General features: G+C 50.2%; 23 protein-coding genes and 3 tRNA genes. 22 read left to right on the top strand and 4 right to left on the bottom strand.

All coding sequences use genetic code 11. From position 1 onward, the window contains the following. Nucleotides 1-204: 204 nt before the first annotated feature. The 5 genes from murB to ACTOY7_RS19025 all read left to right on the top strand — a co-directional run bounded on the left by murB (nt 205) and on the right by ACTOY7_RS19025 (nt 4,410). Entirely contained in the window at nt 205-1,110 is a 906-nt protein-coding gene (gene murB, locus ACTOY7_RS19045; protein ID WP_300822839.1) for a UDP-N-acetylmuramate dehydrogenase, read from the top strand. Between the two features lie 121 nt (nt 1,111-1,231). Continuing rightward, on the top strand, nt 1,232-2,110 hold the full coding sequence (gene rapZ, locus ACTOY7_RS19040; RefSeq protein WP_160280135.1) for an RNase adapter RapZ: 879 nt from the start codon (nt 1,232-1,234) through the stop codon (nt 2,108-2,110). Between the two features lie 15 nt (nt 2,111-2,125). After that, a complete protein-coding gene (gene whiA / locus ACTOY7_RS19035; RefSeq protein ID WP_160280134.1) occupies nt 2,126-3,088 on the top strand; it encodes a DNA-binding protein WhiA in 963 nt (320 codons plus the stop codon). Further along, complete coding sequence (locus ACTOY7_RS19030; RefSeq protein ID WP_004078084.1) at nt 3,085-3,342, top strand: HPr family phosphocarrier protein; 258 nt, start codon at nt 3,085-3,087, stop codon at nt 3,340-3,342. Before whiA ends, ACTOY7_RS19030 begins: the two co-directional genes overlap by 4 nt. 105 nt (nt 3,343-3,447) lie before the next feature. After that, a complete protein-coding gene (locus tag ACTOY7_RS19025; RefSeq protein ID WP_482671356.1) occupies nt 3,448-4,410 on the top strand; it encodes a diacylglycerol/lipid kinase family protein in 963 nt (320 codons plus the stop codon). Between the two features lie 187 nt (nt 4,411-4,597). Here ACTOY7_RS19025 and ACTOY7_RS19020 read toward each other — a convergent pair. After that, a tRNA-Glu gene (locus tag ACTOY7_RS19020) sits at nt 4,598-4,669 on the bottom strand. Nucleotides 4,670-4,951: 282 nt separating this feature from the next. Here ACTOY7_RS19020 and nagB point away from each other — a divergent pair. The 12 genes from nagB to ACTOY7_RS18960 all read left to right on the top strand — a co-directional run bounded on the left by nagB (nt 4,952) and on the right by ACTOY7_RS18960 (nt 18,093). Next, on the top strand, nt 4,952-5,683 hold the full coding sequence (gene nagB, locus ACTOY7_RS19015) for a glucosamine-6-phosphate deaminase (protein WP_160280128.1): 732 nt from the start codon (nt 4,952-4,954) through the stop codon (nt 5,681-5,683). A 95-nt stretch (nt 5,684-5,778) separates the two neighbouring features. Next, entirely contained in the window at nt 5,779-6,924 is a 1,146-nt protein-coding gene (nagA, locus tag ACTOY7_RS19010) for an N-acetylglucosamine-6-phosphate deacetylase (RefSeq protein WP_160280126.1), read from the top strand. 165 nt (nt 6,925-7,089) lie between these two features. After that, entirely contained in the window at nt 7,090-8,628 is a 1,539-nt protein-coding gene (locus ACTOY7_RS19005; RefSeq protein WP_482671355.1) for an asparagine synthetase B family protein, read from the top strand. A 106-nt stretch (nt 8,629-8,734) separates the two neighbouring features. Further along, on the top strand, nt 8,735-9,598 hold the full coding sequence (gene fba, locus ACTOY7_RS19000; RefSeq protein WP_004078062.1) for a class II fructose-1,6-bisphosphate aldolase: 864 nt from the start codon (nt 8,735-8,737) through the stop codon (nt 9,596-9,598). Nucleotides 9,599-9,813: 215 nt separating this feature from the next. After that, nucleotides 9,814-11,928 carry a glutamine synthetase III family protein gene (locus tag ACTOY7_RS18995; protein ID WP_160280123.1) on the top strand — a complete coding sequence of 705 codons (2,115 nt, stop codon included), beginning with the start codon at nt 9,814-9,816 and terminating at the stop codon, nt 11,926-11,928. 168 nt (nt 11,929-12,096) lie between these two features. Continuing rightward, complete coding sequence (locus ACTOY7_RS18990) at nt 12,097-13,428, top strand: glutamine synthetase family protein (RefSeq protein WP_300884300.1); 1,332 nt, start codon at nt 12,097-12,099, stop codon at nt 13,426-13,428. A 112-nt stretch (nt 13,429-13,540) separates the two neighbouring features. Next, nucleotides 13,541-14,095, top strand: coding sequence for an ANTAR domain-containing response regulator (locus tag ACTOY7_RS18985; protein WP_160280119.1), 555 nt, complete (start codon nt 13,541-13,543; stop codon nt 14,093-14,095). A gap of 242 nt (nt 14,096-14,337) precedes the next feature. Continuing rightward, a complete protein-coding gene (dapF, locus tag ACTOY7_RS18980) occupies nt 14,338-15,174 on the top strand; it encodes a diaminopimelate epimerase (RefSeq protein ID WP_300822823.1) in 837 nt (278 codons plus the stop codon). 40 nt (nt 15,175-15,214) lie between these two features. Then, nucleotides 15,215-16,432 (top strand): LL-diaminopimelate aminotransferase, encoded by a 1,218-nt coding sequence (locus tag ACTOY7_RS18975; protein ID WP_300884301.1) that lies wholly within the window; start codon nt 15,215-15,217, stop codon nt 16,430-16,432. Between the two features lie 19 nt (nt 16,433-16,451). Continuing rightward, nucleotides 16,452-16,871 (top strand): ribonuclease Z, encoded by a 420-nt coding sequence (locus ACTOY7_RS18970; RefSeq protein ID WP_160280113.1) that lies wholly within the window; start codon nt 16,452-16,454, stop codon nt 16,869-16,871. Then, the gene (locus ACTOY7_RS18965) at nt 16,868-17,764 is read left to right on the top strand and encodes a DNA/RNA non-specific endonuclease (protein WP_300884302.1); all 897 of its coding nucleotides are present in this window, start codon (nt 16,868-16,870) and stop codon (nt 17,762-17,764) included. Before ACTOY7_RS18970 ends, ACTOY7_RS18965 begins: the two co-directional genes overlap by 4 nt. Nucleotides 17,765-17,931: 167 nt before the next feature. Then, entirely contained in the window at nt 17,932-18,093 is a 162-nt protein-coding gene (locus tag ACTOY7_RS18960; protein WP_160280109.1) for a hypothetical protein, read from the top strand. A gap of 122 nt (nt 18,094-18,215) precedes the next feature. Here the strand turns inward: ACTOY7_RS18960 and ACTOY7_RS18955 are convergent. Together ACTOY7_RS18955 and ACTOY7_RS18950 are read right to left on the bottom strand one after the other, a co-directional pair. Beyond that, a tRNA-Pro gene (locus ACTOY7_RS18955) sits at nt 18,216-18,289 on the bottom strand. A gap of 34 nt (nt 18,290-18,323) precedes the next feature. After that, nucleotides 18,324-18,395 (bottom strand) — tRNA-Gln (locus tag ACTOY7_RS18950). 372 nt (nt 18,396-18,767) lie between these two features. Between ACTOY7_RS18950 and ACTOY7_RS18945 the strand changes: the two genes are divergently transcribed. The 5 genes from ACTOY7_RS18945 to guaA all read left to right on the top strand — a co-directional run bounded on the left by ACTOY7_RS18945 (nt 18,768) and on the right by guaA (nt 25,641). Next, complete coding sequence (locus ACTOY7_RS18945; RefSeq protein ID WP_482671354.1) at nt 18,768-20,348, top strand: sensor histidine kinase; 1,581 nt, start codon at nt 18,768-18,770, stop codon at nt 20,346-20,348. A gap of 71 nt (nt 20,349-20,419) precedes the next feature. Then, nucleotides 20,420-21,946 carry a response regulator transcription factor gene (locus tag ACTOY7_RS18940; RefSeq protein WP_160280105.1) on the top strand — a complete coding sequence of 509 codons (1,527 nt, stop codon included), beginning with the start codon at nt 20,420-20,422 and terminating at the stop codon, nt 21,944-21,946. 142 nt (nt 21,947-22,088) lie between these two features. Continuing rightward, nucleotides 22,089-22,316 carry an HPr family phosphocarrier protein gene (locus tag ACTOY7_RS18935; RefSeq protein WP_160280325.1) on the top strand — a complete coding sequence of 76 codons (228 nt, stop codon included), beginning with the start codon at nt 22,089-22,091 and terminating at the stop codon, nt 22,314-22,316. 315 nt (nt 22,317-22,631) lie between these two features. Further along, nucleotides 22,632-23,987: an MATE family efflux transporter gene (locus tag ACTOY7_RS18930; RefSeq protein ID WP_300884304.1), complete on the top strand. Its 1,356-nt coding sequence runs from the start codon at nt 22,632-22,634 to the stop codon at nt 23,985-23,987. A 106-nt stretch (nt 23,988-24,093) separates the two neighbouring features. Continuing rightward, entirely contained in the window at nt 24,094-25,641 is a 1,548-nt protein-coding gene (guaA, locus tag ACTOY7_RS18925; protein WP_482672312.1) for a glutamine-hydrolyzing GMP synthase, read from the top strand. 304 nt (nt 25,642-25,945) lie between these two features. Here guaA and ACTOY7_RS18920 read toward each other — a convergent pair whose 3' ends face one another. After that, nucleotides 25,946-26,236, bottom strand: a complete 291-nt coding sequence (locus tag ACTOY7_RS18920) for a hypothetical protein (protein WP_482672534.1) — start codon at nt 26,234-26,236, stop codon at nt 25,946-25,948. Between the last annotated feature and the right edge of the window lie 206 nt (nt 26,237-26,442).

Below are 26,442 nucleotides of genomic sequence, written 5' to 3'. Positions count from 1 at the left end.
TAGGGTTCACATACAACATTTATTTACAAGGAAAAATCCGATAACCCCAGTATTTATAAGGATTATCGGATTTTTTTAGTTCACAAGTGTCGAAAACGGGACTATACATCATTCCGGCGAAATTTGCAAGTTGAATTTCAATCCGTTTTATTGTATATTAAATTTAACAGACAAAGCTATTAGAAAAATGAATGGAGACGGTATATGGATTTGTATCAGGAATTATGCGGGATACTGGGAGAAGAGAATGTATTTACAAAAGAGCCGATGAGCAGGCATACCACGTTCCGGGCAGGCGGTCCGGCGGATTTCTTTGTGACGCCTGAGAAGGAAGGGCAGGTCCGTAAGACGCTGTCTCTCTTGAAGGAGGCGCAAGTTCCGCGCTATATTATGGGAAACGGCAGCAACCTTCTGGTAGGGGACCGGGGGTATCGGGGAGTGATCCTGCAGATCTGCAAAAAGATGAACCGGATCCGGATCCAGGATACCGTGATCCAGGCCCAGGCCGGAGCGCTTTTGTCAAAAGTTGCGGCAGAGGCCCAGGCAAAAGGGCTGACAGGGTTTGAATTTGCCTCCGGGATCCCGGGGTCGCTGGGGGGCGCGGTGATGATGAACGCCGGGGCTTACGGCGGGGAGATGAAGCAGGTGTTGATTCAGGCCCAGATTCTGAACGCGTCTGGAGAGATCGAGGATGTTCTGGCGGAAGAGATGGAACTGGGCTACCGGAGCAGTGTATTTTCCAGGAACGGCGGTGTGATCCTCAGCGCGTCCATCCAGTTGGAGCCTGGGGATCCGTCGGCGATCCAGAGCCGTATGGAGGAACTGAAATTTCTGCGTACCTCCAAGCAGCCTCTGGAATATCCCAGCGCCGGAAGCACGTTCAAACGGCCGGAGGGGTATTTCGCGGGGAAGCTCATTCAGGACGCGGGCCTGAGAGGATTCCAGGTGGGCGGGGCCCAGGTGTCGGAGAAGCACTGCGGGTTCGTGATCAATAAGGACCAGGCTTCGGCAATGGATATCCGCTCTCTGATGGAGCAGGTATCGGAAAAGGTCTATACGCGGTTCGGAGTCCGGCTGGAGCCGGAAGTGAAGCTGATCGGAGAATTTTAATCGGGCATTATGACGCTTTGCGGCTGCGGATGGCACAATACTCACTGCAGACTTCGTCGGCTGTGAGTACAGAAAGCAGGGGGAGAAATTCCCGAAACGGAAAGGATGGAGGATGGGGCGGATGAGATTTGTCATAGTAACGGGGATGTCGGGGGCCGGGAAGTCTACCGCGCTGAAGATGCTGGAGGACATGGGATATTTTTGTGTGGATAACCTGCCCATCCAGCTAATGCCGAAGTTTGCGGAGATGCTGATGCTGCCGGATGCGGAGATCAGCCAGGCGGCGCTCGGCGTGGACATTCGGAACGGCCAGGCACTGGACGGGATCGAAGAACAGCTCTCCCATATGGACGATCAGGGGATCCAGTATGAGATCTTGTTTTTAGACGCAAGGGACAACGTACTTGTCAAACGGTACAAGGAGACACGCAGGCAGCATCCCCTGGGCGGCATCGGCAGGGTGGACATTGGGATCGCGAAAGAGCGGGAACGGATCGCGTTCTTAAAAATGCGTGCCACGTATATACTGGATACAAGTAAGATGCTGACCAGGGAATTGAAGCAGGAGCTGGAAAAGATCTTTGTGGAAGGAAAGGAATTCAAAAACCTGTACATTTCCGTGATGTCCTTCGGCTTCAAATATGGAATCCCGCAGGACGCGGATCTGGTCTTTGACGTACGTTTCCTGCCCAATCCTTACTATATAGAAGGTCTGAAGGAAAAGACAGGGAATGACCGGGAGGTACAGGAGTATGTCCTGGACAATGAACGGGCGCAGATTTTTGTGGAGAAACTGGAGGAGCTTATGGATTTCCTGCTTCCGAATTATATTCTGGAGGGAAAGAACCAGCTTGTGATCGGGATCGGATGTACCGGAGGGAAGCATCGTTCCGTTACACTGGCAAATGTCCTGTACCGGCATATGGAAAAGAAAGAAAACTATGGTGTGCGGATCGAACACAGGGACATTGAAAAGGATGCCATCGTAAAAGCACACTGAAAGGCGGAAGCGGACATGTCATTTTCTGGGAACGTAAAGGAAGAACTTTCCAGGAGCCTGAGTCCGGCCAGACACTGCCAGATTGCGGAATTAGCGGCTTTGCTGAGTATTTGCGGTTCGATTTCCATAGACAGCGGGAACCGGTACCGTTTAAAAATCCACACGGAAAATCAGGCTGTTGCAAGAAAAGTCTTTACATTGATCGAAAAAACATTTAATATAGATGCTGATATCTCAATTCGGAAGAACATGACGAAGAAGAGCGTCGTCTATGCAGTGAGCGTCAGGCACCATGTCGACGCGCTGCGGATCCTTCAGGCGGCGAAGCTGATCGACGAGCCCGAGAGGGCGTTTGACGAGGTGCGCGTCGCGAATCCGATCGTGGTCCAGCAGACCTGCTGCAGGCGGGCATTTATCAGGGGAGCCTTTCTGGCTGCAGGTTCGATGAGCGATCCGGCGAAGTCCTACCATTTTGAAATCGTCTGCGGGGCGGAAGCGATGGCGGTACAGATTCAGAAGCTGATCTGCAGCTTTTCGATGGACGCCAAGATCGTGCCGAGAAAGAAGTCATACGTCGTGTATCTCAAGGAAGGGTCTCAGATTGTAGATATCCTGAATGTCATGGAAGCGCATGTCTCTTTGATGGAACTGGAGAATGTCCGGATTTTGAAGGAGATGCGCAATACGGTGAATCGTAAGGTAAACTGTGAAACTGCAAACATTAACAAAACCGTCTCCGCTGCGGTGAGGCAGATGGAGAATATTACATACTTGCGCGACACTATCGGTTTTGAAAAACTGCCGGAAGGACTGGAAGAGGTGGCGCTCGCCCGTCTGTCCCATCCGGACGCATCACTGAAAGAGCTGGGGGGAATCTTGTCTCCGCCAGTCGGGAAATCTGGAGTGAATCACAGACTTCGAAAGCTGGAGGAATTGGCAGAAAAAGTGAAACAAGAACAAGGAGGATCAGGACTATGATTGAAATGCCAGTTGTCGTAAGACAGGAAAAGGGGCTTGACGGAAGACCGATCGCATTATTGGTACAGGAAGCAAGCCAGTATGCAAGTAAGGTGTATATCAAGGTAGAAGACAAAAGCATCAATGCCAAGAGTATTATGGGGATGATGAGTCTGAGCCTTTCAGAAGGGGAGGAGGTTACGATCTTCACAGAGGGAGAAGATGAAGAAAAAGCAGCAGAGGGGATCAAGACATTCTTTATGACATCAAAATAATTTCATAGTGTTTTCCGGGCATAAAATTCTGTCTGTAAGTTCATATTTTTTGTAACAGGGCATGACAGAATCGGAGTTTTGCCTGTATGGGGAGATGTAAGAATTATGAAGAAAATGCTGTTTATTTATAATCCGAATGCAGGGACCGGTGTATTAAAACCGAAGCTTGCGGATGTGATCGATATTCTGGTAAAGGGCGGCTATGATGTTACCACATATCCGACCCAGTGCTATCACGACGCATTGGCGAAAACGGTCACTTATACGGAGAAGTATGACATCATTGTATGCAGCGGCGGGGATGGGACGCTGGATGAGGTGGTGACAGGGGTTTCCAAGCGGGGAGGACATGTGCCCATCGGATATATTCCGGCCGGTACGACCAATGACTTCGCGTACAGTCTGCACATTTCCAGCAATATTCTGGAGGCGGCGGATGTAGCGGTGAACGGAGTGCCGTATCCCTGCGATGTGGGAAAATTTAATGACGATTATTTTGTTTATATTGCGGCATTCGGCTTGTTTACGGATGTATCCTATGGGACGAAGCAAAGTATGAAAAACGTGCTGGGGCATCTGGCATATATCCTGGAAGGCTCTAAGCAGATCTTTAATATTCCGTCATACCATGTTCGGGTGGAGCATGACGGAGAGGTGATTGAGGACGATTTCATGTTCGGTATGGTGACGAACTCCCGGTCGGTAGGAGGATTTAAGGGGATCATCGGAAAGGATGTCATATTTGACGACGGACTGTTTGAGGTGACGCTGATCAAGACACCGAAGAACCCGATCGCCTTGAATGAGATCATTGCGTCGCTGGTGATCAAGCAGATCGATTCCAATCATGTATATTCCTTCCGTTCCGGCGAGATTCATTTTGAGTCGATTGAGGAGATCCCGTGGACGCTGGACGGTGAATTTGGCGGGGAGCACGATAGCGTGACAATTCTCAATAAGAAGCAGGGCCTTCTGATTATGGTCAAGGAAGATACCAAAGCGCATCTGGAGGAAAAGAAGGAAGAGCTGCTGGAGAAGATCAAAGAGGAAGAAGGACTGGAAATTTAATAAAAGGTATGAAAAACAGCGGGGCTTTGCGCGCCGCTGTTTTTTGCGCGGTTGCGCCGCAAACCTCAATGGCTTCACTTTCTCAGAAAAAAAGAACCATCCCGCTGCAAGCATGCGGGTTATTAGATTCTCGAAGGAAAAAATAAAAAAAGCTCCGTATAACCAACGAAGCTTTGGGTAATAATAATGACTCCAAGGGGAATCGAACCCCTGATTCCAGCGTGAGAGGCTAGCGTCTTAACCGCTTGACCATGGAGCCATGCTCTGAGCCATGCTCTGCTGCGGATGCTTCCGACTTTTATAACACTTCTGCATCACAAGCAAGATTGATTATAGCACATGATTTCCAATAGTGCAAGCATAAATTTGTTTTTTATGCAAATTGATTTTAGATTCTTTCTGGAATTGTTTGGTAGAAATGGTTTACATTCCTACATTCATTTGGTAGTATGGAACTATCAGAATTAAGGTGACTGTCCGGCCCGGGCATGGCATGGTAACAGTTACGGATTCAGCAATATAGAATGAGGAGGCTGACAACATGAGAATTATTAAGGCGACTGACTACAAGGACATGAGCAGGAAGGCGGCGAATATCATCTCCGCACAGATCATTATGAAGCCGGACAGCGTATTGGGGCTGGCTACAGGCTCTACACCGATCGGGCTGTATGAGCAGCTTGTGGAGTGGTACAACAAAGGAGATCTGGACTTTTCAAAGATTTCGACCGTGAACCTGGACGAGTATAAGGGACTGAACCGGGAAAATGATCAGAGCTATTATTATTTTATGCATGACCATCTGTTCAATCATGTGAACATCCGTCCGGAATGTACCAATGTGCCCAATGGTATGGAGCCAGATTCCGAGAAGGAATGCAAAAGATATGAAGCGCTGATCGACAGTCTGGGCGGTGCTGACCTGCAGCTTCTGGGACTGGGCCATAACGGCCATATCGGATTCAATGAGCCTGCGCCTGTATTTGAGAAGGCTACTCACTGCGTAGACCTGACCGAAAGCACGATCGAAGCCAACAAGCGCTTCTTTGCGTCTGCGGATGAGGTGCCGAAGCAGGCTTACACGATGGGAATCGGAACGATCATGAAGGCAAAGAAGATCCTGGTGGTTGTCAGCGGAGAGGACAAGGCGGAGATCGTTGCCAAGGCATTTTCAGGGGATGTGACACCGGAAGTACCGGCATCCATCCTGCAGATGCATCAGGATGTGACCGTGGTTGCGGACGAGGCGGCGCTTCGGGTGCTGTGCAAATAAGAGCCTGTTTCAAGCTGCCTGCGGCGGAGACGGACCTATCATGGCTTTGCGCCGCCGCGGCAGATAGATTATGGGAAAGTGATGAGGCATAGAAGATGGTAATAAAAAATGTATTGGTATATGGAGAAGACCAGGTTTTTACAGAAGGTGAAATCTATATAAAAGAAGGACAGTTCGCGGCCGAAGCGTCAGGAAACGATGAGACGGTGGACGGCGAAGGCTGCTTTGCCATTCCGGGGCTTATTGATATCCATTTTCACGGATGCGTGGGGGATGATTTCTGCGACGCGTCTGGGGAGGCTATCGGACGGATGGCAGAGTATGAGGCTTCCAGTGGTATCACGTCGATCTGCCCCGCTACGATGACGCTGGAAGAGAAGCAGCTTCATGAGATCATGAGTACGGCAGGAGATTACCGGAAGCAGGAAAAATCAGGCGCGGGAGAAGAAGGTAGAGCGAAGCTGGTGGGCATCAATATGGAAGGCCCGTTTATCAGTGCAAAAAAGAAAGGCGCACAGGCTGCGGACCATATCCGCCCCTGCAGTGTGCCGCTGTACCGGAAGCTGCAGGAAGAATCCGGCGGTCTCATCCGTCTGGTAGATATTGCGCCGGAGACAGAAGGCGCAATGGAATTTATTGACCAGGTAAAGGATGAGACGGTCATTTCGATTGCGCACACGACGGCGGATTATGATACCGCGTCGGAAGCATTGGCAAGGGGGGCCAGCCATGTGACCCATCTGTACAATGCCATGCCGCCTCTGAACCACCGGGACCCGGGAGTGATCGGTGCCGCGCGGGATGCAGAAAACTGCCATGTGGAGCTGATCTGCGACGGCATCCATATCCATCCTGCCGTGGTGCGCGCGACTTTCGAGATGTTCGGGGCAGAGCGGGTGATCCTGATCAGCGACAGTATGCGTGCTACCGGGCTGACCGATGGAGAGTATACACTGGGCGGGCAGGATGTGTATGTGAAGGGCGCGAAAGCAACCCTGGCCGACGGGACCATTGCCGGTTCCGCGACGAACCTGATGGGATGCCTGCGCAGGGCGGTCCTGGATATGGAGATCCCGCTGGAGACGGCGGTAGGCTGCGCAACGGCCAATCCGGCCCGGGAGATCGGGATTTATGACCGGTGCGGAAGCATTACGCCGGGAAAGGATGCGGACCTGGTCCTGCTGGATAAGGACCTTCAGGTGAAGGCTGTATATATAAATGGAAGAAAGCTTGTGAAATGATCAGGCTTTGCAGCAGTAAGGGACTGTCATGGAATGTGATTTCATGGCAGTTCCTTACTGTGCTGAAAGCAAATCAGATAGAACCGATAGTACCAGACAGCTTTGCCGGAGGTATTTGATGGGCAGACGGGGAAGTTCTGACAAAAGAAGAGGAGAGGTACGACAATGATAAAAGTAAAAGAATACAGAGGCCATATCCGGAATTGGGAAGCGCTGTGCGGGGAACTGGACATTGATCCTTCTCTGCCCCGCGGGGAGCGGGAGGAGGCGATTCTGGCAGGAGCATACAAAGCATGGGGATGCCGGATGGCAGACCACATGTACGGGATGTTTGCGTTTGCGCTGTGGGATGAGGAGGAAGAGACTCTGTTCTGTCTCCGGGACCAGTTCGGGACGAAGCCTTTCTATTACTATCAGACAGAGGACGGAAGGCTGCTCTATGGCACAACGATCCGAAGGATCATGGAACAGCCCGGATTTGTGAAGGAACTTAACGAGGATATGCTGCAGATCTACCTGACTCTGACCTACGGCGCAGGAGAGGATACGTTTTTTAAGGGTGTGAAAAAGCTGCTGCCCGGGCGGTATCTGATCTGGAAAGACGGAAAGGTTACGGTGGAGCGCTACTGGACGCCGAGCTTTCATCCGGATGAGAGCAAGTCACTGGAGGACTGGGCGGATGAAATCCACAGCACCATCGGGCAGATCATGCCGGAGGTGAAAGCAAAGGACGAGACGGCAGAATCTTTCCTGTCCGGCGGTGTGGACTCTTCCTATGTGCTGGCCATGTCCGATGCGAAGACGGCAGATACCTGCGGCTATGCGGAGGAACGCTTCGACGAGTCCAGGCTGGCGGCGGAGACGGGAAGGATTCTGGGCCGGGAGTGCTTCCGCAGCCTGATCACGCCGGATCAGTATTTCGGTATCGTGCCTTATGTCATGTACCATATGGAGCAGCCTTTGGGGGATGCCTCGGCCATCGTGTTTGCCATCGCCTGCCAGGATACAGCGAAGCACACGAAGCTGTGCTATTCCGGGGAAGGGGCGGATGAATTTTTCGGCGGCTACAATATGTACCGCAATGCGGAGCGCTACGGGGAGAATCTCAAGACCTTTTATGTGGGCAATACCAATATTATGAAGGAAGACGAGAAGAAGCGGATTCTGAAGCGGTATGATGAGACGAATCTGCCTATTAATCTGGTCAGGGATATCTATGAGGAGATTGAAGGGCTTGACCCGCTTTCTAAAATGTCAGATATCGATATCCAGATCTGGCTGGAAGGGGACATTTATCTCAATGTGGACAAGATGAGCACGGCGGCAGGTCTGGAGATCCGGATGCCGCTCACCGACATGCGGATCTTCGACATTGCGTCAAGGATGCCCTCCCGGTACAAGGTGAACGAAGAGCAGAACAAGGTGGCGTTCCGTACCGCGGCGGCAAAGGTGCTGCCGGAGGAGATCGCTTTCCGTAAGAAGCTGGGCTTCATTGTGCCGATCCGCATCTGGATGGCAGACGACCGGTATAATCAGGATGTGCGGAGACTTTTCCAGAGTGAGATTGCGGAGAAGTTCTTCCATGTGGAGGAGATCAACGGGATTTTTGAGGATTACATAGGGGGCAATTCGGACAACTGGAGAAAGGTTTGGACGATCTATACATTCCTTGTGTGGTATGAGGAATATTTTGTGAAGCGGTAAAATTTAAGATTGTCTTTTTTTTGATAATGGGATATAATGGTACAAGAGTTAAAAATATTCCCGCCGCATAAAAGCGGCGGGGTGGGAGAATTGGAGGAAAGTTATTATGTTAGTATCAGCAAAAGAAATGCTTCAAAAAGCAAAAGCAGGCCACTATGCGGTTGGACAGTTCAACATCAACAACCTGGAATGGACAAAGGCCATCCTTCTGACAGCAGAAGAGTGCAAGTCCCCGGTGATCCTTGGTGTGTCTGAGGGCGCAGGCAAGTACATGGCAGGATACAAGACAGTAGTCGGCATGGTGAACGGCATGCTGGAAGAGCTGAAGATCACGGTTCCGGTTGCTCTGCATCTGGATCACGGCAGCTACGACGGATGTATGAAGTGTATCGAAGCAGGCTTCTCATCCATTATGTTTGACGGTTCCCATTTCCCAATCGAAGAGAACGTAGAGAAGACAAAAGAACTGGTTGCTATCGTCAATGAAAAGGGAATGTCCCTGGAAGCCGAAGTCGGCGCGATCGGCGGAGAAGAAGACGGTGTAGTGGGCAAGGGCGAGTGCGCGGATCCGGAAGAGTGCAAGAGAATCGCTGACCTCGGAATCGACTTCCTGGCAGCAGGAATCGGCAATATCCACGGAAAATATCCGGCTAACTGGGAAGGCTTAAGCTTTGAGACTCTGGATGCAATCCAGAAGCTGACAGGGGACATGCCTCTGGTACTTCACGGCGGTACAGGAATCCCGGCTGACATGATCAAGAAGGCGATCTCTCTCGGCGTTGCAAAGATCAATGTAAATACAGAGTGCCAGCTTTCCTTTGCGGCAGCGACAAGAGAATATGTAGAAGCAGGAAAAGACCTGGAAGGCAAGGGATTTGATCCGCGTAAGCTTTTGAAGCCGGGCTTTGACGCAATCCAGGCGACCGTAAAAGAAAAGATGGAATTATTCGGTTCTGTTGGAAAAGCCTGAAAAAAAGTTTAAAAATTACTTGCCTTTTTGGAAGGATTGAGTTATACTGACAGACGTAGAAAAGAACGAGGACGTTCCAAGAATGCTTGGAGTGTCCTCTTTTACTTTCAGGAACTGCCGGGAAACGGCTTGTACATAAGGACAGAATTGATTCGTCCAGGGCGGGCGTTTTCCCGATCATTCTTCATTAGGGATCATGCAGAAAGGAAGGAATTATGAGCACAGAATTTTTCAACGTAGCAGATATTTTTGGGGAAAATGTATTTAACGATACGGTGATGCAGGCGCGTCTTCCGAAGAAAGTGTACAAAAACCTGAAAAAGACGATTGAAGAGGGAAAGGAACTGGATCTTGAGACAGCGGACGTCATTGCCCATGAGATGAAGGAATGGGCAATTGAAAAGGGCGCGACCCATTATACCCATTGGTTTCTGCCTCTGACCGGCGTGACGGCCGAGAAGCACGATTCATTTATCTCCGCTCCGCTTCCCAGCGGAAAGATCCTGATGAGCTTTTCCGGAAAAGAGCTGATCAAGGGAGAGCCAGACGCGTCTTCATTTCCGTCCGGGGGCTTGCGCGCTACATTTGAAGCAAGAGGCTATACGGCATGGGACTGCACTTCTCCCGCATTTGTGAGACAGGATGCGGCAGGCGGCACACTTTGTATTCCGACGGCATTCTGTTCCTATACAGGAGAGGCGCTGGATCAGAAGACTCCGCTTTTGCGCTCCATGGAAGCTATCAATGTGCAGGCGCTCAGGCTCCTTCGTCTGTTTGGAAATACCACCTCCAGAAAGGTCACTCCTTCCGTAGGTCCGGAGCAGGAATATTTCCTGGTTGACGCGGAGAAGTTCCAGCAGAGGAAGGATCTGATCTATACCGGGCGCACCCTGTTTGGGGCAATGCCGCCCAAGGGTCAGGAATTAGACGACCATTATTTCGGCACCATCCGCCAGAGGATCGCGGGATTCATGCGGGATGTGAATACTGAACTGTGGAAGGTGGGCGTATCGGCCAAGACCCAGCATAACGAGGTTGCGCCGGCACAGCACGAGCTGGCTCCTATTTATGCGGAAGCCAACATTGCGGTAGACCACAACCAGATCGTGATGCAGACACTGAAGCGGGTCGCGTGTCAGCACGGGATGAAGTGCCTGCTCCACGAGAAGCCCTTTGCGGGAGTTAACGGCTCCGGCAAGCACAACAACTGGTCCATCACAACGGACGATGGCATCAACATGCTGGACCCGGGCAGGACACCCCACGAGAATACACAGTTTTTGCTGGTACTGTCCTGTATTTTAAAGGCGGTCAACAAGCATGCGGATCTGCTTCGGGAGTCTGCGGCAGATCCGGGAAATGACCACAGGCTTGGTGCAAACGAGGCACCTCCGGCGATCATTTCCATTTTCCTCGGGGAGCAGCTCGAGGATGTGATGGAGCAGCTCATCAGCACCGGAGAAGCGACACACAGCTTAAAGGGCGGCAAGCTGCAGACCGGTGTGACCACGCTTCCGGATCTGTCCAAGGATGCGACAGACAGAAACAGAACTTCGCCGTTTGCGTTTACGGGAAATAAATTTGAGTTCCGTATGGTGGGTTCCCGGGATTCTATCGCAAATCCCAACATTGTGCTGAATACGATTGTTGCGGAAGCATTTGCGGATGCCTGTGAAGTCCTGGAAAGTGCAGATGATTTTGATATGGCAGTGCATGATCTGATCAAGAAATATATGATCGAGAACCAGCGGATTGTATTCAACGGAAACGGATATTCCGAGGAATGGGTCAAAGAAGCGGAGAGAAGAGGGCTTCCGAATATCAAATCCATGGTAGAGGCGATCCCCTCCATCACCACGGACAAAGCCGTGGAGCTGTTTGAGAGGTTCAACGTATTTACAAAGGCTGAGCTGGAATCCCGTGCGGAGATCCAGTATGAATCATACGCGAAAGCCATCAACATTGAGGCGCGTACCATGATCGATATGGCCAGCAAGCAGATTATTCCTGCGGTGATGGGCTATACGAAGACTCTGGCAGACACCATTCTGGCAGTCAAGGCGGCAGGCGCGGATGTGAGTGTACAGTCTGGGCTGCTGACAGAGGTTTCCGCGCTCCTGAAAGATACGAAGGATGCTCTGGAGGCACTGATCCGAGTGACAGAGGAAGCTGCGGCGAAGGAAGAAGGACCGGTACAGGCAAATTATTATCATACGGATGTATTTCCGGCAATGGAGGCGCTGCGGGCACCTGTAGACCAGCTGGAAATGATCGTGGATAAGGAAGTATGGCCGATGCCTTCTTATGGGGACCTGATTTTTGAAGTGTAGGGACGGTCTGTGATTCTGCTGAGAAAAAGTTTTACTGTCGGCAGATTGACGAAAATGATAAAACTGAAGGGACGTTTTTCGAAAAGAAGAACGTCCTTTTTCAGCAGAGCGTATCAGGAGGCCGCAGGATCCTCCAAAAAATAAACAGAAAAGAGCAGGAGGCACAGGATGCATAATTATACAAGAAAAGATATCATGGAGATGGTAGAGGATGAGGATGTGGGCTTTATCCGTCTGCAGTTTACTGATATATACGGGACCATGAAAAATATGGCGGTGACGGTAAGCCAGCTGAAAAAAGCCATGGATAACCAGTGCATGTTCGACGCTTCCCCCATACGCGACTTTCCAGGGGCGGGGGAGTCGGATCTGTATCTGTATCCGGATCTGAATACATTTGAAATTTTTCCATGGCGTCCCCAGCAGGGCAAGGTGGCGCGGCTGATCTGCGATATCCATTGTTCGGACGGCAGACCCTGCGAGAGCGATCCGCGGCAAGTCTTAAAAAAGGTGCTGGCAGAGGCGGAGAAGATGGGGTATACCATGAAGGCGGGGCCGGAATGTGAATTTTTCCTGTTCCATACGGATGAGGACGGACTTCCGACGACTCTGACCCACGAACAGGGAGGTTATTTTGACGTGGGTCCGCTGGATTTCGGGGAAAATGCCCGGCGGGATATGGTGCTGACCCTGGAAGAGATGGGGTTTGTCATCGAATCCTCTTATCATGAAACCGCGCCTGCCCAGCATGAGATTGATTTCCAGTTTGACGAGGCGCTTGTCACGGCGGACAATATCATGACCTTCCGGATGGTCGTCAAGACCATTGCGAAGCGGCACGGCCTTCACGCCACATTCATGCCCAAGCCGAAGACGGAAACCGCAGGCTCCGGGATGCATCTGAACCTGTCCCTGCACAAGGACGGGAAAAACAGTTTCCGGGACGACGAGGATCCCAATGGGATCAGCCGGGAGGCTTATTATTTCATGGGCGGGCTGATGAAGCATATGCAGGCAATTACCTGCATCACCAATCCTACGGTAAACTCCTATAAACGGCTGGTGCCGGGATTTGAGGCTCCGGTTTACCGGGGATGGTCCGCAAGCACCAGGAATCCTCTGCTGCGGATTCCGCTTGTGCGGGGAGAGCATGCCAGGATTGAGCTGAGAAGCCCAGATTCTTCGGCAAATCCGTATCTGGCATTTGCGGTATTGCTGGCTGCCGGTCTGGACGGGATTCGGAATCAGATCCTGCCGCCGGAGGGCATCGACAGGAACATCCAGGCAATGACGGATGAGGAGCGGGCAAGACTGCAGATCGAGAAGCTTCCTGCAAATCTGGGGGAAGCCGTGAGGGAACTGGAGCAGGATGCGTATATCCGAGAGGTGCTGGGGCAGAAGCTGGCATCGGATATCATAGCGGCCAGAAAGCAGGAATACCAGGATTACTGTATGCAGGTGACAGACTGGGAGATCGCGAATTATCTGTATAAGGTATGAGGGGGCGGACGGTTCGCGGCAGGACGGCTGAAGCAGTCAGGCTTGCGGAGTCTGCATCGAAGATCAGAAAATTCGTGTCTGCGATTGGGGAACAGGCTGGGGGTGAGCAGAGATGGTTCATATGATCATTGTATTTCCCAAAAAGGAAGTGGGAGTAAATATCCGGAATATCCTGAACCGCAATGGCTTGGATGCGGCCGGGGTGTGTACAACGGGCGCCCAGGCGCTGCAGTGCGCGGATACGATGGATGAAGGGATCGTGATCTGCGGATACCGGATGAAGGATATGATGTACTCGGAGCTTCGGGAATGCCTGCCGGACACCTTTGAAATGCTTCTGATTTCTTCAACGGAGAAGTGGAGCGACGGACTGGAACCAGGCGTTCTGGGTCTGCCCATGCCCCTCAAGGTCTATGATCTGCTCAACAGTGTGGAAATGCTGCGGCAGGGGATCCAGCGCAGGAGAAAGAAGCGGCGGGAGGCGGCGAAGAACCGGAGTGCAGAGCAGAAGGCCGTGATTGCAGAGGCGAAAGCCCTTCTGATGGAGCGAAACCACATGTCCGAGGAAGAGGCTCACCGGTATTTGCAGAAAAGCAGTATGGACAGCGGGACAAATATGCTGGAAACTGCGCAGATGGTGTTGACGATTATGCGAGATACGGTGTAAAGTATTTGTAAATGATTCAGAACGGCAGCAGTATGAAAAAACAGATTGTGCAAGTTTGCTTACGGAAGGATGGTTTTTCATACTGATATGGGGCGGAACGCCCAACAGCCTCAGACAGAAGCTGCGTAAGCAGCGAATGGCCTGCGCGGCTTCTGTCTGAGACCTGCCGTTCGTCTGTCAGGGAAAGCGAATTTCCAGACAGCAGAGTTATGACATCACAGCAGAAATGAGGAAACAAAGAAATGAGATTTACAAAGATGCAGGGCTTGGGAAATGACTATGTCTATGTCAATTGTTTTGAGGAAAAGGTAGCGCGCCCTTCGGAGACAGCGGTGCGGGTCAGCGACCGGCACTTTGGGATCGGGGCTGACGGCTTGATCCTGATTAAGCCCTCCGAGAAGGCGGATTTTGAGATGGAGATGTACAATGCGGACGGCTCCCGCGGGGAGATGTGCGGCAATGGGATCCGCTGTGTGGCAAAATATGTCTATGACTACGGTCTGACGGATCAGACCCATATTTCCATAGAGACTCTTGGAGGAATCAAGTATCTGGATCTGATCGTGGAAGAGGGCAGGGTCAGGCTGGTGAAGGTGGATATGGGCAGCCCGGTACTGGAGGCGGAACAGATTCCGATCATCGGCCTGGGAAACCGGGTTTTGGATGAACCGATCCGGGTGGATGATATGGAGTACCGCATAACAGGAGTATCCATGGGCAATCCCCATGGGGTAGTCTTTCTGAAGGATGTGAAAAATCTGGAGATTGAGAAGATCGGGCCGCTGTTTGAGCACCACGAATGCTTTCCGAACCGGGTCAATACGGAATTTGCTCATGTGCTGGACAGACAAACGGCAGAGATGCGCGTTTGGGAGCGGGGATCCGGAGAAACCCTGGCCTGCGGCACCGGAGCCTGTGCGGTGGCGGTGGCCTGTGTGCTGAATGGCTACACCGAAGAGGAAGTGACGGTGAAGCTGCTGGGCGGGGAACTGCAGATCCGGTGGGACCGGGAAAAAGACAGGGTTTATATGACCGGGCCGGCAGAGGTGGTATTTGACGGCGAGTGGCCTGAGGTGTGAGTACGGATTTCATTTTGACACGTAAAAGGAGATAAGAAATATGTTTAAAATCAATGAGAATTATCTGAAACTGCCTGGAAGCTATCTGTTTTCCACGATTGGAAAAAAGGTGGCCGCCTACACGGAGGCGAATCCGGACAAATCCATCATCCGTCTGGGAATCGGTGATGTGACCCAGCCGCTGGCGCCGGCGATCATTGATTCCCTGCACAGCGCGGTGGACGAGATGGCGCATGCGGAGACATTTCACGGATATGCCCCGGATTTGGGGTACGAATTTTTACGCAGTGCCATGGCGAAGCAGGACTACCAGGCACGGGGCTGTGATATCTCTGCCGACGAGGTATTTATTTCCGATGGGGCGAAGTGCGATTCCGGAAATATCCAGGAGATTTTCAGTATAGACAACAAAATCGCGGTCTGCGACCCGGTGTATCCGGTCTATGTGGACACCAATGTGATGGCGGGCAGGACCGGTACCTACGATCCGACAGCGGGGACATGGAGTGACGTGATCTACATGCCCTGTACGGCGGAGACGGATTTTGCGCCGGAGCTGCCGAAGGAGACACCTGATATCATTTACCTGTGTTTTCCCAATAACCCGACCGGCTCCACGATCACAAAGGCACAGCTTCAAGAGTGGGTGGATTATGCGAACAAGTCGGGGACGGTGCTCATCTACGATGCTGCCTATGAGGCATACATTTCCGAGAGGGATGTGCCCCACACGATCTATGAATGCGAAGGGGCGAGAACCTGCGCCATTGAGCTGCGCAGCTTCTCGAAGAACGCCGGGTTTACCGGGGTGCGTCTGGGAGCGGCCATTATACCCAAAGAATTAAAGTGTGGGGATGTGACACTTCATTCTCTGTGGGCAAGGCGTCACGGCACAAAATACAACGGCGCCCCCTATATCGTACAGAAGGCAGGGGAGGCCGTGTATTCCGAAGCAGGTAAGGCACAGCTTGCAAAGCAGGTAGCCTATTATATGAATAATGCAAAGGTCATCTACGAGGGATTGAAAAGTGCGGGCTACAGCGTGTCCGGCGGGATCAATGCACCCTATATCTGGCTGAAAACGCCGGGAAAGATGACTTCATGGGAATTTTTTGACTATCTGCTGGAACAGACAGGGGTCGTAGGGACTCCGGGTTCCGGATTCGGTCCCAGTGGAGAAGGGTACTTCCGCTTAACGGCATTCGGCAGCTATGAAAATACGGTGGCGGCGATCGAGCGGATCAAGCAGGCAGGGTGAATATGAAGGGAGTTAAACAATGATAATCATAGCCTGTGTGGATGAAAGAAACGGAATGATGTTCAACCGTCGGCGGCAGAGCCGGGATTCTGCGGTATGTGGGGATATCCTTCGGGAATGCGGTGGAAAGAAGCTGTATATGAGCGCATATTCCGGTAAGCTATTCGGGGATGTACAGGAGAATGATATCAGAATATCAGAGGACTTTTTGAAGGAAGCAGGGGAAGAAGACATCTGTTTTGTAGAGGATATCCCAATTTCCGGTTTTGAAGATAAGATCCGGACGGTGATCCTGTATCAATGGAATCGAAGATATCCGGCTGACCAGTATTTTCCTCTGGAGCTGACCGACGGATTCTGGGAGCTTCAGAGAACGGAGGAATTGAAAGGGACGTCCCATGAGAAGATTACGAAGGAGGTCTACGAGAGGGCAAGATGAAAAGCGAACGTAAGCGAATCGGCTGGAGACTGCTGCCGTTACTGCTGTGCTGCCTGTTGTTAACGGCATGCGCGGAGCTGGGTGCGTTAAGCGGCAGCGACGGCGGGCATTCCAGGGAAACTGAAATCATTGCGCTGTCGGAGCTTCCGGAGTATTCCGGCGAACCCTACGTAGAGATTAACGGCAATGAACCCGATTTTTCGAAGGAGGAATGGACAGAAGAATCCTTCGAAAAATACGCTGAGCTGGACCGACAGGGAAGATGCGGCACGGCTTATGCCAGTGTGGGGACAGATCTGATGCCGACGGAAAAGCGGGGGAGTATCGGCCAGGTGAAGCCCACCGGATGGCAGACTGTGAAATATGACATCGTGGATGGAAAATATCTGTATAACCGATGCCATCTGATCGGCTACCAGCTTTCCGGTGAAAATGCAAATGAGAAGAACCTGATCACGGGGACTCGTTATATGAATGTAGAAGGGATGCTTCCCTTTGAAAATATGGTAGCCGATTATGTCAGGGAAACCGGCAATCATGTCCTGTACAGGGTGACTCCGGTTTTCGAGGAGGATAACCTGCTGGCGGACGGCGTGCGGATGGAGGCGTTTTCGGTAGAAGATGAGGGGGACGGGATTTCCTTTCATGTATTTGTGTATAATGTCCAGCCGGGGATCGAGATTGATTATGCAACCGGGGAAAGTTCTCTGGGCAGCTCAGAAGCTTACGGCACAGAGACACAGGAGGGCGAGATCCGGGGAAATTCCAGGTCGAAGATCTTTCACTGCCCGGGGCAGGCGGCTTACGAGGAGATGGCAGATTCGAAGTATCTTGTGATCTTTGAGACGGAAAAGGAAGCGGAGGATGCAGGGTATCGGAAGGCAAAGCGGTAAGGAAACCAGGCCGGATTTTTTGGGGGGAGTGTCAGAATTTCTGCGTAAGTTTTTTCGTAAAATCCTATAAATCAGGCATTTTGTGGATACTTACAAGAAAATTCTGCCACTTCCTTTTCTCTGTCAGTCTGAGCGCATATGCGGCAGTTCATTCACGATGACGACTGATGAGGAAAAATTGTGGCAAGTATGGGGGCAGGCAGATTCACTATCTGCTCTTCGTACTGTACACCCTGGATGGACAAAAGACCATGACACAGAAAAAAATCTGCAATTCTGCAGGTCTGACAAAACCGACGGTAAATAATGTGATCCGTTCCGTTCCCTGAAAAAAAGAAGGGCATGTGCCCCTCTCGCCCGGTCGGCCAGATCCCAATCAAATAAAAAAATCATCTGTCTCCAGATGATCTCTTAACTGCTATAAAAGCTTCTAAAATCATAACTTTTCGAATCGGAGTGACAGGATTCGAACCTGCGGCCTCTACGTCCCGAACGTAGCGCTCTACCAAGCTGAGCCACACTCCGATAAAATAGGGAATCTGCTAATTCAGATTCCCGACTACGGAAAAGGGACTTGAACCCCTACTAACAGAGTCAGAGTCTGCTGTGCTGCCAATTACACCATTCCGCATTGTATCTTGTCCGCTCTTACCGGACGCAACAACGTTATTATAGCAGACTTCAAAAAAAAATCAAGTGTTTTTTTGAAAAAAATTCAAAAAAATGACAAAAAAATTCGGCTGGCCATAAAATTCCCAAAATCTGTATGCGAAAAAAGGAATTAAATGCGTCATGCCGCCAAAAGTGTGTTATACTATATATAGCGGGGATTTGGGGATAAGACAGACTTATCCATTTGTTGGTCAAAATTCAATAAGGAGGTTTCATGAGAAAAAAAATGCCCCTTAGATTGCTGTTCGTCTTTCTTTCAGTGGCATTGATTCCTGTGTTATTTTTTTCGGCGGCAATGCAACTCTACACAGTCAAGATAGAGAAGAAAGATATGGAGAAACGTGTAGAAGGCAATCTGAACACTTCCAATCAAGGGCTGGAGATGGTGTTTGAGAAGTATACAACGATTTTATATGACCTGTGTACGGACAAAGAGATTTTGAACATAGTAGAACGTATCGAGGCAGCAGGGGATGAGGAGGATGAAAATACCCGCATGCTGCAGTACAGGCTGGAAGCAATCTGCAGCCGGTACGAGGGACTTGAAGGCATTATGATTTCGTTAACTGATGGTGGGACTGTTTTTTATGATAGTCTCAGTTCATCGTCTGTCAGCAGCCCGTGGATCGAGAGGCAGGAGATCCCGGAAGTAAAAAAGGGCAATGTATACCGGGGAATTTCAGAACCGGTGATAGACAATGAAAAAAGGGTTTATATGTTCCAGATCACAGGACATCTGGAGCGGTCCGGACTCAAAGGAGAGAGCCGGGCGACCGCGGCTGTTTATATCAATGAAGAACAGATCTGCAAAGTCCTGAATGGAAGCGGATACCGGCAGGGATATCTGCTGGACGGCGAGAGGATCCTGAGCTCCGCGTCCAAAGCAGACATCGGGCGCAACTGCAGAGAGCTTATGAATCTGGAGGAAAACCACTATGCCTGCATTTTGAACAATATCAGCGGATTTACGATCTGTAATATCCAGCCGGTCAAAGCTTATAAGGATCTGCTCCAAATTCAGTATCTGATGCTGGGAATCATCGTTTTGGTCTCTGCATTTGTGGTGTCCATCATGGCCTATCTGATCAAAAAGCCATATCAGAAGGTGGTCAATGACTATGTGGATGCAATGAACAGAGTCGGAAAAGGAGATTTTACGATTCAGACTACGGAAAAGACGCGGATTATACCGGATATGGGAAGGATTGAAAAGGAATTTAATAGGATGGTTCTTCATATCCGGAAACAGGTGGAATTAGGAGAGCGGGCATCCGAGGAACAGAAGCGGGCCCAGGCAAATACGCTGGAAGCTCAGATCGCGCCGCATTTTCTGTATAATGCGCTGGATATGATTAATTGGAAAGCGATAGAGAATGAGCAGTATGAGATCAGTGAGATGCTTGGGATGCTGGGAGACATTCTGCGGTATTCGGTGAAAAATATCGATGATATGACGACACTGCGAACGGAATTTCAATGGCTAGAGCATTATGTCTGGCTGGGTAATGTAGAACTGAGCAGAAAAACCAAACTGAAGCTGCAGGTTCCGGAAGAACTGATGGAACTGCAGATTCATAAACTCCTTCTGCAGCCATTCATAGAAAATGCTCTGAAGTATGCGTTTTTAAATAGAGGAGGCGATGATATACTGATGGTAGGAGTCGGTCTGGCAGGCAGTCAGATCCATATCACCATCGAAGACAACGGAAGAGGAATTGATGAAGGGCTTTTGAGAAAATTGAACGATGAGACGGCAGACATGGGCGAACATGTGGGAATTTCCAATGTAAGGAAGCGCCTGAAATTATACTATGGAGAAGACGCTGTAGTATATTTCGAAAGCCTGTTGGACTGCTACACGAGGATACATCTATTTATTCCAGTGAGGACGGAAATGCAGAGTAATGGCTAGGATTATTTTATGGATAAATAAGCGGACGGGCGAGAGTCTGCTTTTGCGCGCATGGCGAAGGAGGGGAAAGCATGCGAATTGTAATAGTTGAGGATGAAGCTGCGATTCGGGAGGGAATGGTAAAGCTTCTCCATCAGATTAACCCGCAGTATGAAGTGGTAGGAAAGGCGAACGACGGCCAGAGCGGATATGAATTGATCCGCAGTGTGCGTCCGGATCTGATCATTGTTGACATCCGGATGCCGGACATGAATGGATTGGCCATGATCCGAAAACTTCAGGAAGAGCAGATCCGGTGTAAAGTCCTGGTGATCTCAGCGTATTCGGAGTTTGAGTATGCGAGAGAGGCTATAGAGCTGGGGATCATCAATTATCTGCTGAAGCCCTTGAAGATCGCGGAGCTTAAGAGGGCTTTGGAGAAGGTGGATGAGGAGATACGGCGGGATCAGCATAAGGAATACGGTTTTTCGCTGGAGAATATTTTCATGGGGTGTATCAACGGCCAGCTCAAGCCGGATGCATATTTTCATGAGCAGACACGTGGAAAATATGGATTTACGGTACAGGAACCGGCTGAACTGCTCATGGTCTGGCTGGGAAAAGGCTACGAGCAGCAAAAGGATCTGGCGAAGGAGCTTTTGGAGCATGTGGCGGACCATACGGTAAAATTTGCTGCCAATATCCGGGAGCTAAAGGGCTGGGATATGCTGCTGATGATCCTGTACCGACAGCATGCGGGCGAGTCGCAGTATACCTATTTTAGCAAATCGGTTGTACCGATGCTGTGCGATAATCTGAAAAAGCCGCTGGTATGTGTATGGAGAAGAATGGATCACCTTCTAGATGCGTCCAGGGTGATCCCAGAGATGAAAAAAGAACTGGAGTGGAATCTGTGTTTCCCGGACAGGGCACTGATCTGTAAGCGGGTGATCCAGAAGCAGCAGATCGTGCCGATCAAGTATCCGCTGGAACTGGAGGATCGCGCAAAGAAGGCTCTGCGTGAAAAAAACTGGGAGGATCTTGTAAGCTGCTATGAGCGGCTGTATGACCATCTGGTGCACGAGAATCATCTGCCTTCCCAGATTAAGGAAAGTCTGATCCGCTTTAACTGGAGCCTGGTGACTTCACAGAAGGATAAGAAAGAAGAGTCTGAACTGGGGATCCAGAAGATCCTGCAGAGAATCGCGTCGGCGGATACCTGGAATCAGATCGAGACGGATATGAGTGAGTTTATGACGTTTCTGGACTATTCTGAACCGAAGACGGAAGAACCCTCTGTCAGCGAATTGATCCAGAGGGCGAAGGTGCTGATCCGAAAGTATTATAATCAGGGGATCACGCTGGAGGAGACGGCAAGAAAACTGTTTGTTTCGGAAGAGTATTTGAGCGCTCAGTTTAAAAAGGAAACCGGAAGTACATTTACCGAAACGGTACGGAAATACCGCATTGAAAAGGTGAAGGAGCTGTTGGTGGAGACCCATCTGAAGATGAATCAGATCTCGGAGCTGGCAGGGTATTCGGATCCGAAATATATGAGTAGGGTATTCAAGGAAGAGGTGGGGATGCTCCCTACGGAGTATAGAAAGGAGATTCAATAAAACATTAAAATTTTCCGCTTTTTTGGGAAATTTCCCCCTAACAGGGAGGAAAAAGTATGCTATTATGATTATGCTGAATAGAGATAGAATATTTGGATACACTGTTAAGAGACTAATGAAGGTAATGAAGGAGATTAAAGCAATGAATTGTTTTAACGTGACGTTCAGAAATCCTGAAGAGATCTTGAGCTTTTTAAACACTGTTGAGAAATATGATATCACAATGGACATGAAACGAGGCCGGCTTATCGTGGATGCGAAGTCGCTCCTCGGGCTCATGAATCTGGGGCTGAATAACGTTGCCGAACTGCGTGTGTACGGTGATGTAAGTCAGCTAAGGCAGGAGATTTCCAGGTATATAGCAGCATAAAATTTAGTCAACCCCTCCCCCCTCATAGTACTATTTTTTACGGATAACTCGCATCCGTTTTGTTGCTGCTATCGGAGGATCATGGAATCCTCCTTGGGATTGTTTCCGTTGCCAGGCACGATGGTGACTTTTCCAAAATATATATCTGGGTCTTGATTTGAAGGGCTTCCCGGCGTATAATATGCGCCGGGAAGTCTTTTTCTATAAGAAGTTTTTTGGATCTTCCTATAGAAAAAATCGGGAGCACCGCGTCTGGCGCAGGTTTGAGTTTTGCAAATGAGATAGTTTTTATAGAAGGAAATGAGGAAAATTGAGATGAGGCAGACAAAAGAAAGAAGATTATATTTGTTTGATGACAAGGCGCTGGCAGTCCTGATCGTACCGCTGATCATTGAGCAGTTTCTGGCGGTGCTCGTGGGCATGGCAGATTCGGTCATGATCGCCACAGTGGGAGAAGCCGCAGTTTCCGGCGTCTCGCTGGTGGATAACATCATGGTGCTGTTCATCAATGCGTTTTCTGCCCTGGCTGCCGGAGGAGCGGTGATCTGCGGGCAGTATCTGGGGCAGAGGGATGAAAGGCTGGCGTGCCGCGCGTCCACGCAGATCGTCTGGTTCGTAACATTGGTATCTCTTGTCCTGATGGTGATCATTTACTGCGGCAAATGGTTTATTCTGCATGTCGTATTCGGCTCTATTGACGCGGATGTCATGGGGCATGCTAATATTTACCTTCTGATCGTTGCCGCGTCGATCCCGTTTCTGGCATTGTATAATGCGGGGGCGGCTATTTTCCGGGCGATGGGAGATTCCAAAGCGCCGATGAAGGTCTCGATCCTGATGAACCTGATCAATGTGTCCGGCAATGCGCTTTTGATCTACGGGCTTCACTGCGGTACAGAGGGCGTTGCTATCCCTACGCTGATCTCCCGTATGACGGCAGCTGTGGTGATCATTGCAATGCTTGTGAATCAGAAGCTGCGTTTACATATCGACCGGGATTTTCACTTTCGGCCAGATGGCCGGATGATCCGGCGAATCCTGAGTATTGGAGTGCCGAATGGTCTGGAAAACAGCATGTTCCAGCTGGGCAAGATCCTTGTATTGAGCCTGGTATCCTCCTTCGGCACCTATGCGATCGCGGCAAATGCGGTCTGCAATGTGATCGCGATGTTTGAGATTCTGCCCGGTGTGGCGGTCAACCTTGCGATTACGACCGTCATTGCCCGCTGCGTGGGGGCGGATATGTACGACCAGGCGAAGTATTATACGAAAAAGCTGATCCTGATCACCTATGTCGGGATGTGGATCATGAATCTCATTATCGTGCTGCTGCTTCCGATCATTCTGCGGGTCTACAACCTGTCGGATGTGACTTCGGAGATTACCCGGCAGATTATGTATCTACATACCATAAGCAGTATGCTGGTTTGGCCTATTGCTTTCAGCCTCCCGTCTACTCTGCGGGCGGCGGGAGACGCCCAGGTGACTATGTACATTTCCATGATCTCTATGTGGGTATTTCGGATCGTGTTCAGCTATATCCTGGGAAAATACCTCGGAATGGGTGTGTTTGGCGTGTGGATGGCCATGATCATTGATTGGTGCTTCCGAGCGGTATGTATGACGATCCGCTATAGGGGCGGAAGATGGATGCTGAAAAAAGCAGTGTAAAATGTATAATATATTTTAAGCATCCAACCGTACAGCTGGAACTTTTTTATGAAAGCTGACGGGGATGACTTGGCAGATGCAATCAGGAACAATAAGGAGGAAACAGATGAAAAAAGAATTGGTGATCGTTCTGGATTTTGGCGGACAGTATAATCAGCTTGTGGCGAGACGTGTGCGTGAGTGTAATGTATACTGTGAGATTTATTCCTATAAGACAGATCTTGGGACCATTAAGAGCATGAATCCGAAGGGGATCATCCTGACCGGCGGTCCCAGCAGCTGTTATGAGGAGGATGCGGCCACTTGTCCGAAGGAATTATTCGAACTGGGGATTCCGGTGCTGGGACTTTGCTATGGCGCTCAGCTGATGATGCTGGAGTTAGGAGGCAGGGTCGAGCGTGCGGCTGTCCGGGAATATGGAAAGACGGAGGTTCTGATCGACAAGGCGGAATCCAAAGTGTTCCGGGGCGTGGAGGAAAAGACGGTCTGCTGGATGAGTCATTTTGACTATATTTCCCGGCCAGCCCCCGGATTTGAGGTGACGGCTCATACTGCGGACTGTCCTACAGCAGCGGCTGAGGACGAAGCCCGCCGATTATATGCCATCCAATTTCATCCGGAGGTGCTGCATACAAAGGAGGGCACGAAGATGATCAATAACTTCGTGAAAAAGGTATGCGGCTGTGCGGGAGACTGGCGGATGGATGCATTTGTGGAGAACTCTATCCGGGAGATCCGGGCAAAGGTGGGAAGCGGAAGGGTGCTCTGCGCCCTGTCAGGAGGCGTAGACTCTTCTGTGGCGGCCGTGATGCTGTCCAAGGCGATCGGAAACCAGCTGACCTGCGTGTTTGTGGATCATGGGCTACTGCGCAAGAATGAAGGCGACGAGGTGGAAGCAGTATTTGGCCCGGAGGGTTCATATGATCTGAATTTTATCCGTGTCAATGCGCAGGATCGGTTTTATGACAGACTGGCAGGCGTGGAAGAGCCGGAGGAAAAACGGAAGATCATCGGGGAAGAATTTATCCGGGTTTTTGAAGAAGAAGCAAAGAGGATCGGTGCGGTTGATTTTCTTGTGCAGGGAACCATTTATCCTGATGTGGTAGAAAGCGGTCTGGGCGGTGAGTCTGCGGTCATCAAGTCTCACCACAATGTGGGCGGCCTGCCGGATTATGTGGACTTTAAAGAGATCATTGAGCCGCTGCGGGATCTGTTCAAGGATGAGGTCCGCAAGGCCGGACTGGAGATGGGGATTCCGGAAAGGCTTGTGTTCCGGCAGCCGTTTCCGGGGCCAGGGATTGGAATCCGGATCATTGGTGAGATTACGGCTGAGAAGGTGAAGATCGTGCAGGACGCAGATGCCATCTACCGTGAAGAGATGGACGCGGCCGGGATGAAGGCGACGGTAGGACAGTATTTTGCCGCACTGACGAACATGAGGAGTGTGGGTGTGATGGGGGATGAGAGAACCTATGATTATGCGGTTGCGCTTCGGGCGGTGAATACAATCGATTTTATGACCGCAGAAGCGGCGGAGGTGCCGTATGTGGTGCTGAATAAGGTGATGAGCAGGATTATCAATGAGGTCAGAGGGGTGAATCGGGTGATGTATGATCTGACTAGTAAGCCGCCTGGGACGATAGAGTTCGAGTAACGGATAAAATCCCGGAAATGCTGATAAAATGGGCGTTTCCGGGATTGTTTTATGCTGTTTGGCTCTAAAATGGCTCTAATTATTTGAGGAATACTGGATTTCGGGCGGGTATCATGATACCTGTTTTTTTAATACAAGGGAATTTTGCCCTCATAATTGTCGGCTCTTTCCAACAGAGGACCGGTTGCACCCATTGTAAAAGCTATATCACTGCTTCGGATAGACAGTAGTTCCATTCCAATTTTCAGATTGAGGAAGTCCAATATTTGCTGATTAAGTTGAATTACACCATTCTCTGAAATATTTACCCAACAGATGACCGCCCTTTGTATTTGACAAATTCGCCCTCTGCGGTCTGATAATTCTGTAAAGCCGGATTATCAGTAAGAATGTGTCCTAATTTTGACGGTTCTAACAATCCTTTTCTTGTCACACAAAAGCCGCCAGTGACCTTGCTTCCAGTAAAAAGATAGACTTTTTTCTCTGCTGTGGCGTTGTACTCTGTAAGAGCCTGTGTTGGGAGATGGATTGTCAAGTCATCTCGTATCAGCGATTTTCCGAAAATAAATTTACCGCCTTTATTCATCTGTGGCATATATCATCAACTCCTTTTCCTAAAAGTGGAAGTCCACTATACCACAAGAAAATTCAAATGTCACTAAGGCTCTCTAAAGTGCGGCAAGTTATTTTTCGGCATAGTGAGAATGATTAGTTGTCGGGATATATTTTTTAGAGAGAGCCTGTTGCCTCTAATTGTTTTCGGAAGCGTTATTCTCCGAGTAGTAATGGAACGCTTTTACG

The sequence above is a fragment of the Schaedlerella sp. genome (genome assembly GCF_056796775.1).
This window is presented reverse-complemented; position numbering and strand designations above follow the sequence as displayed.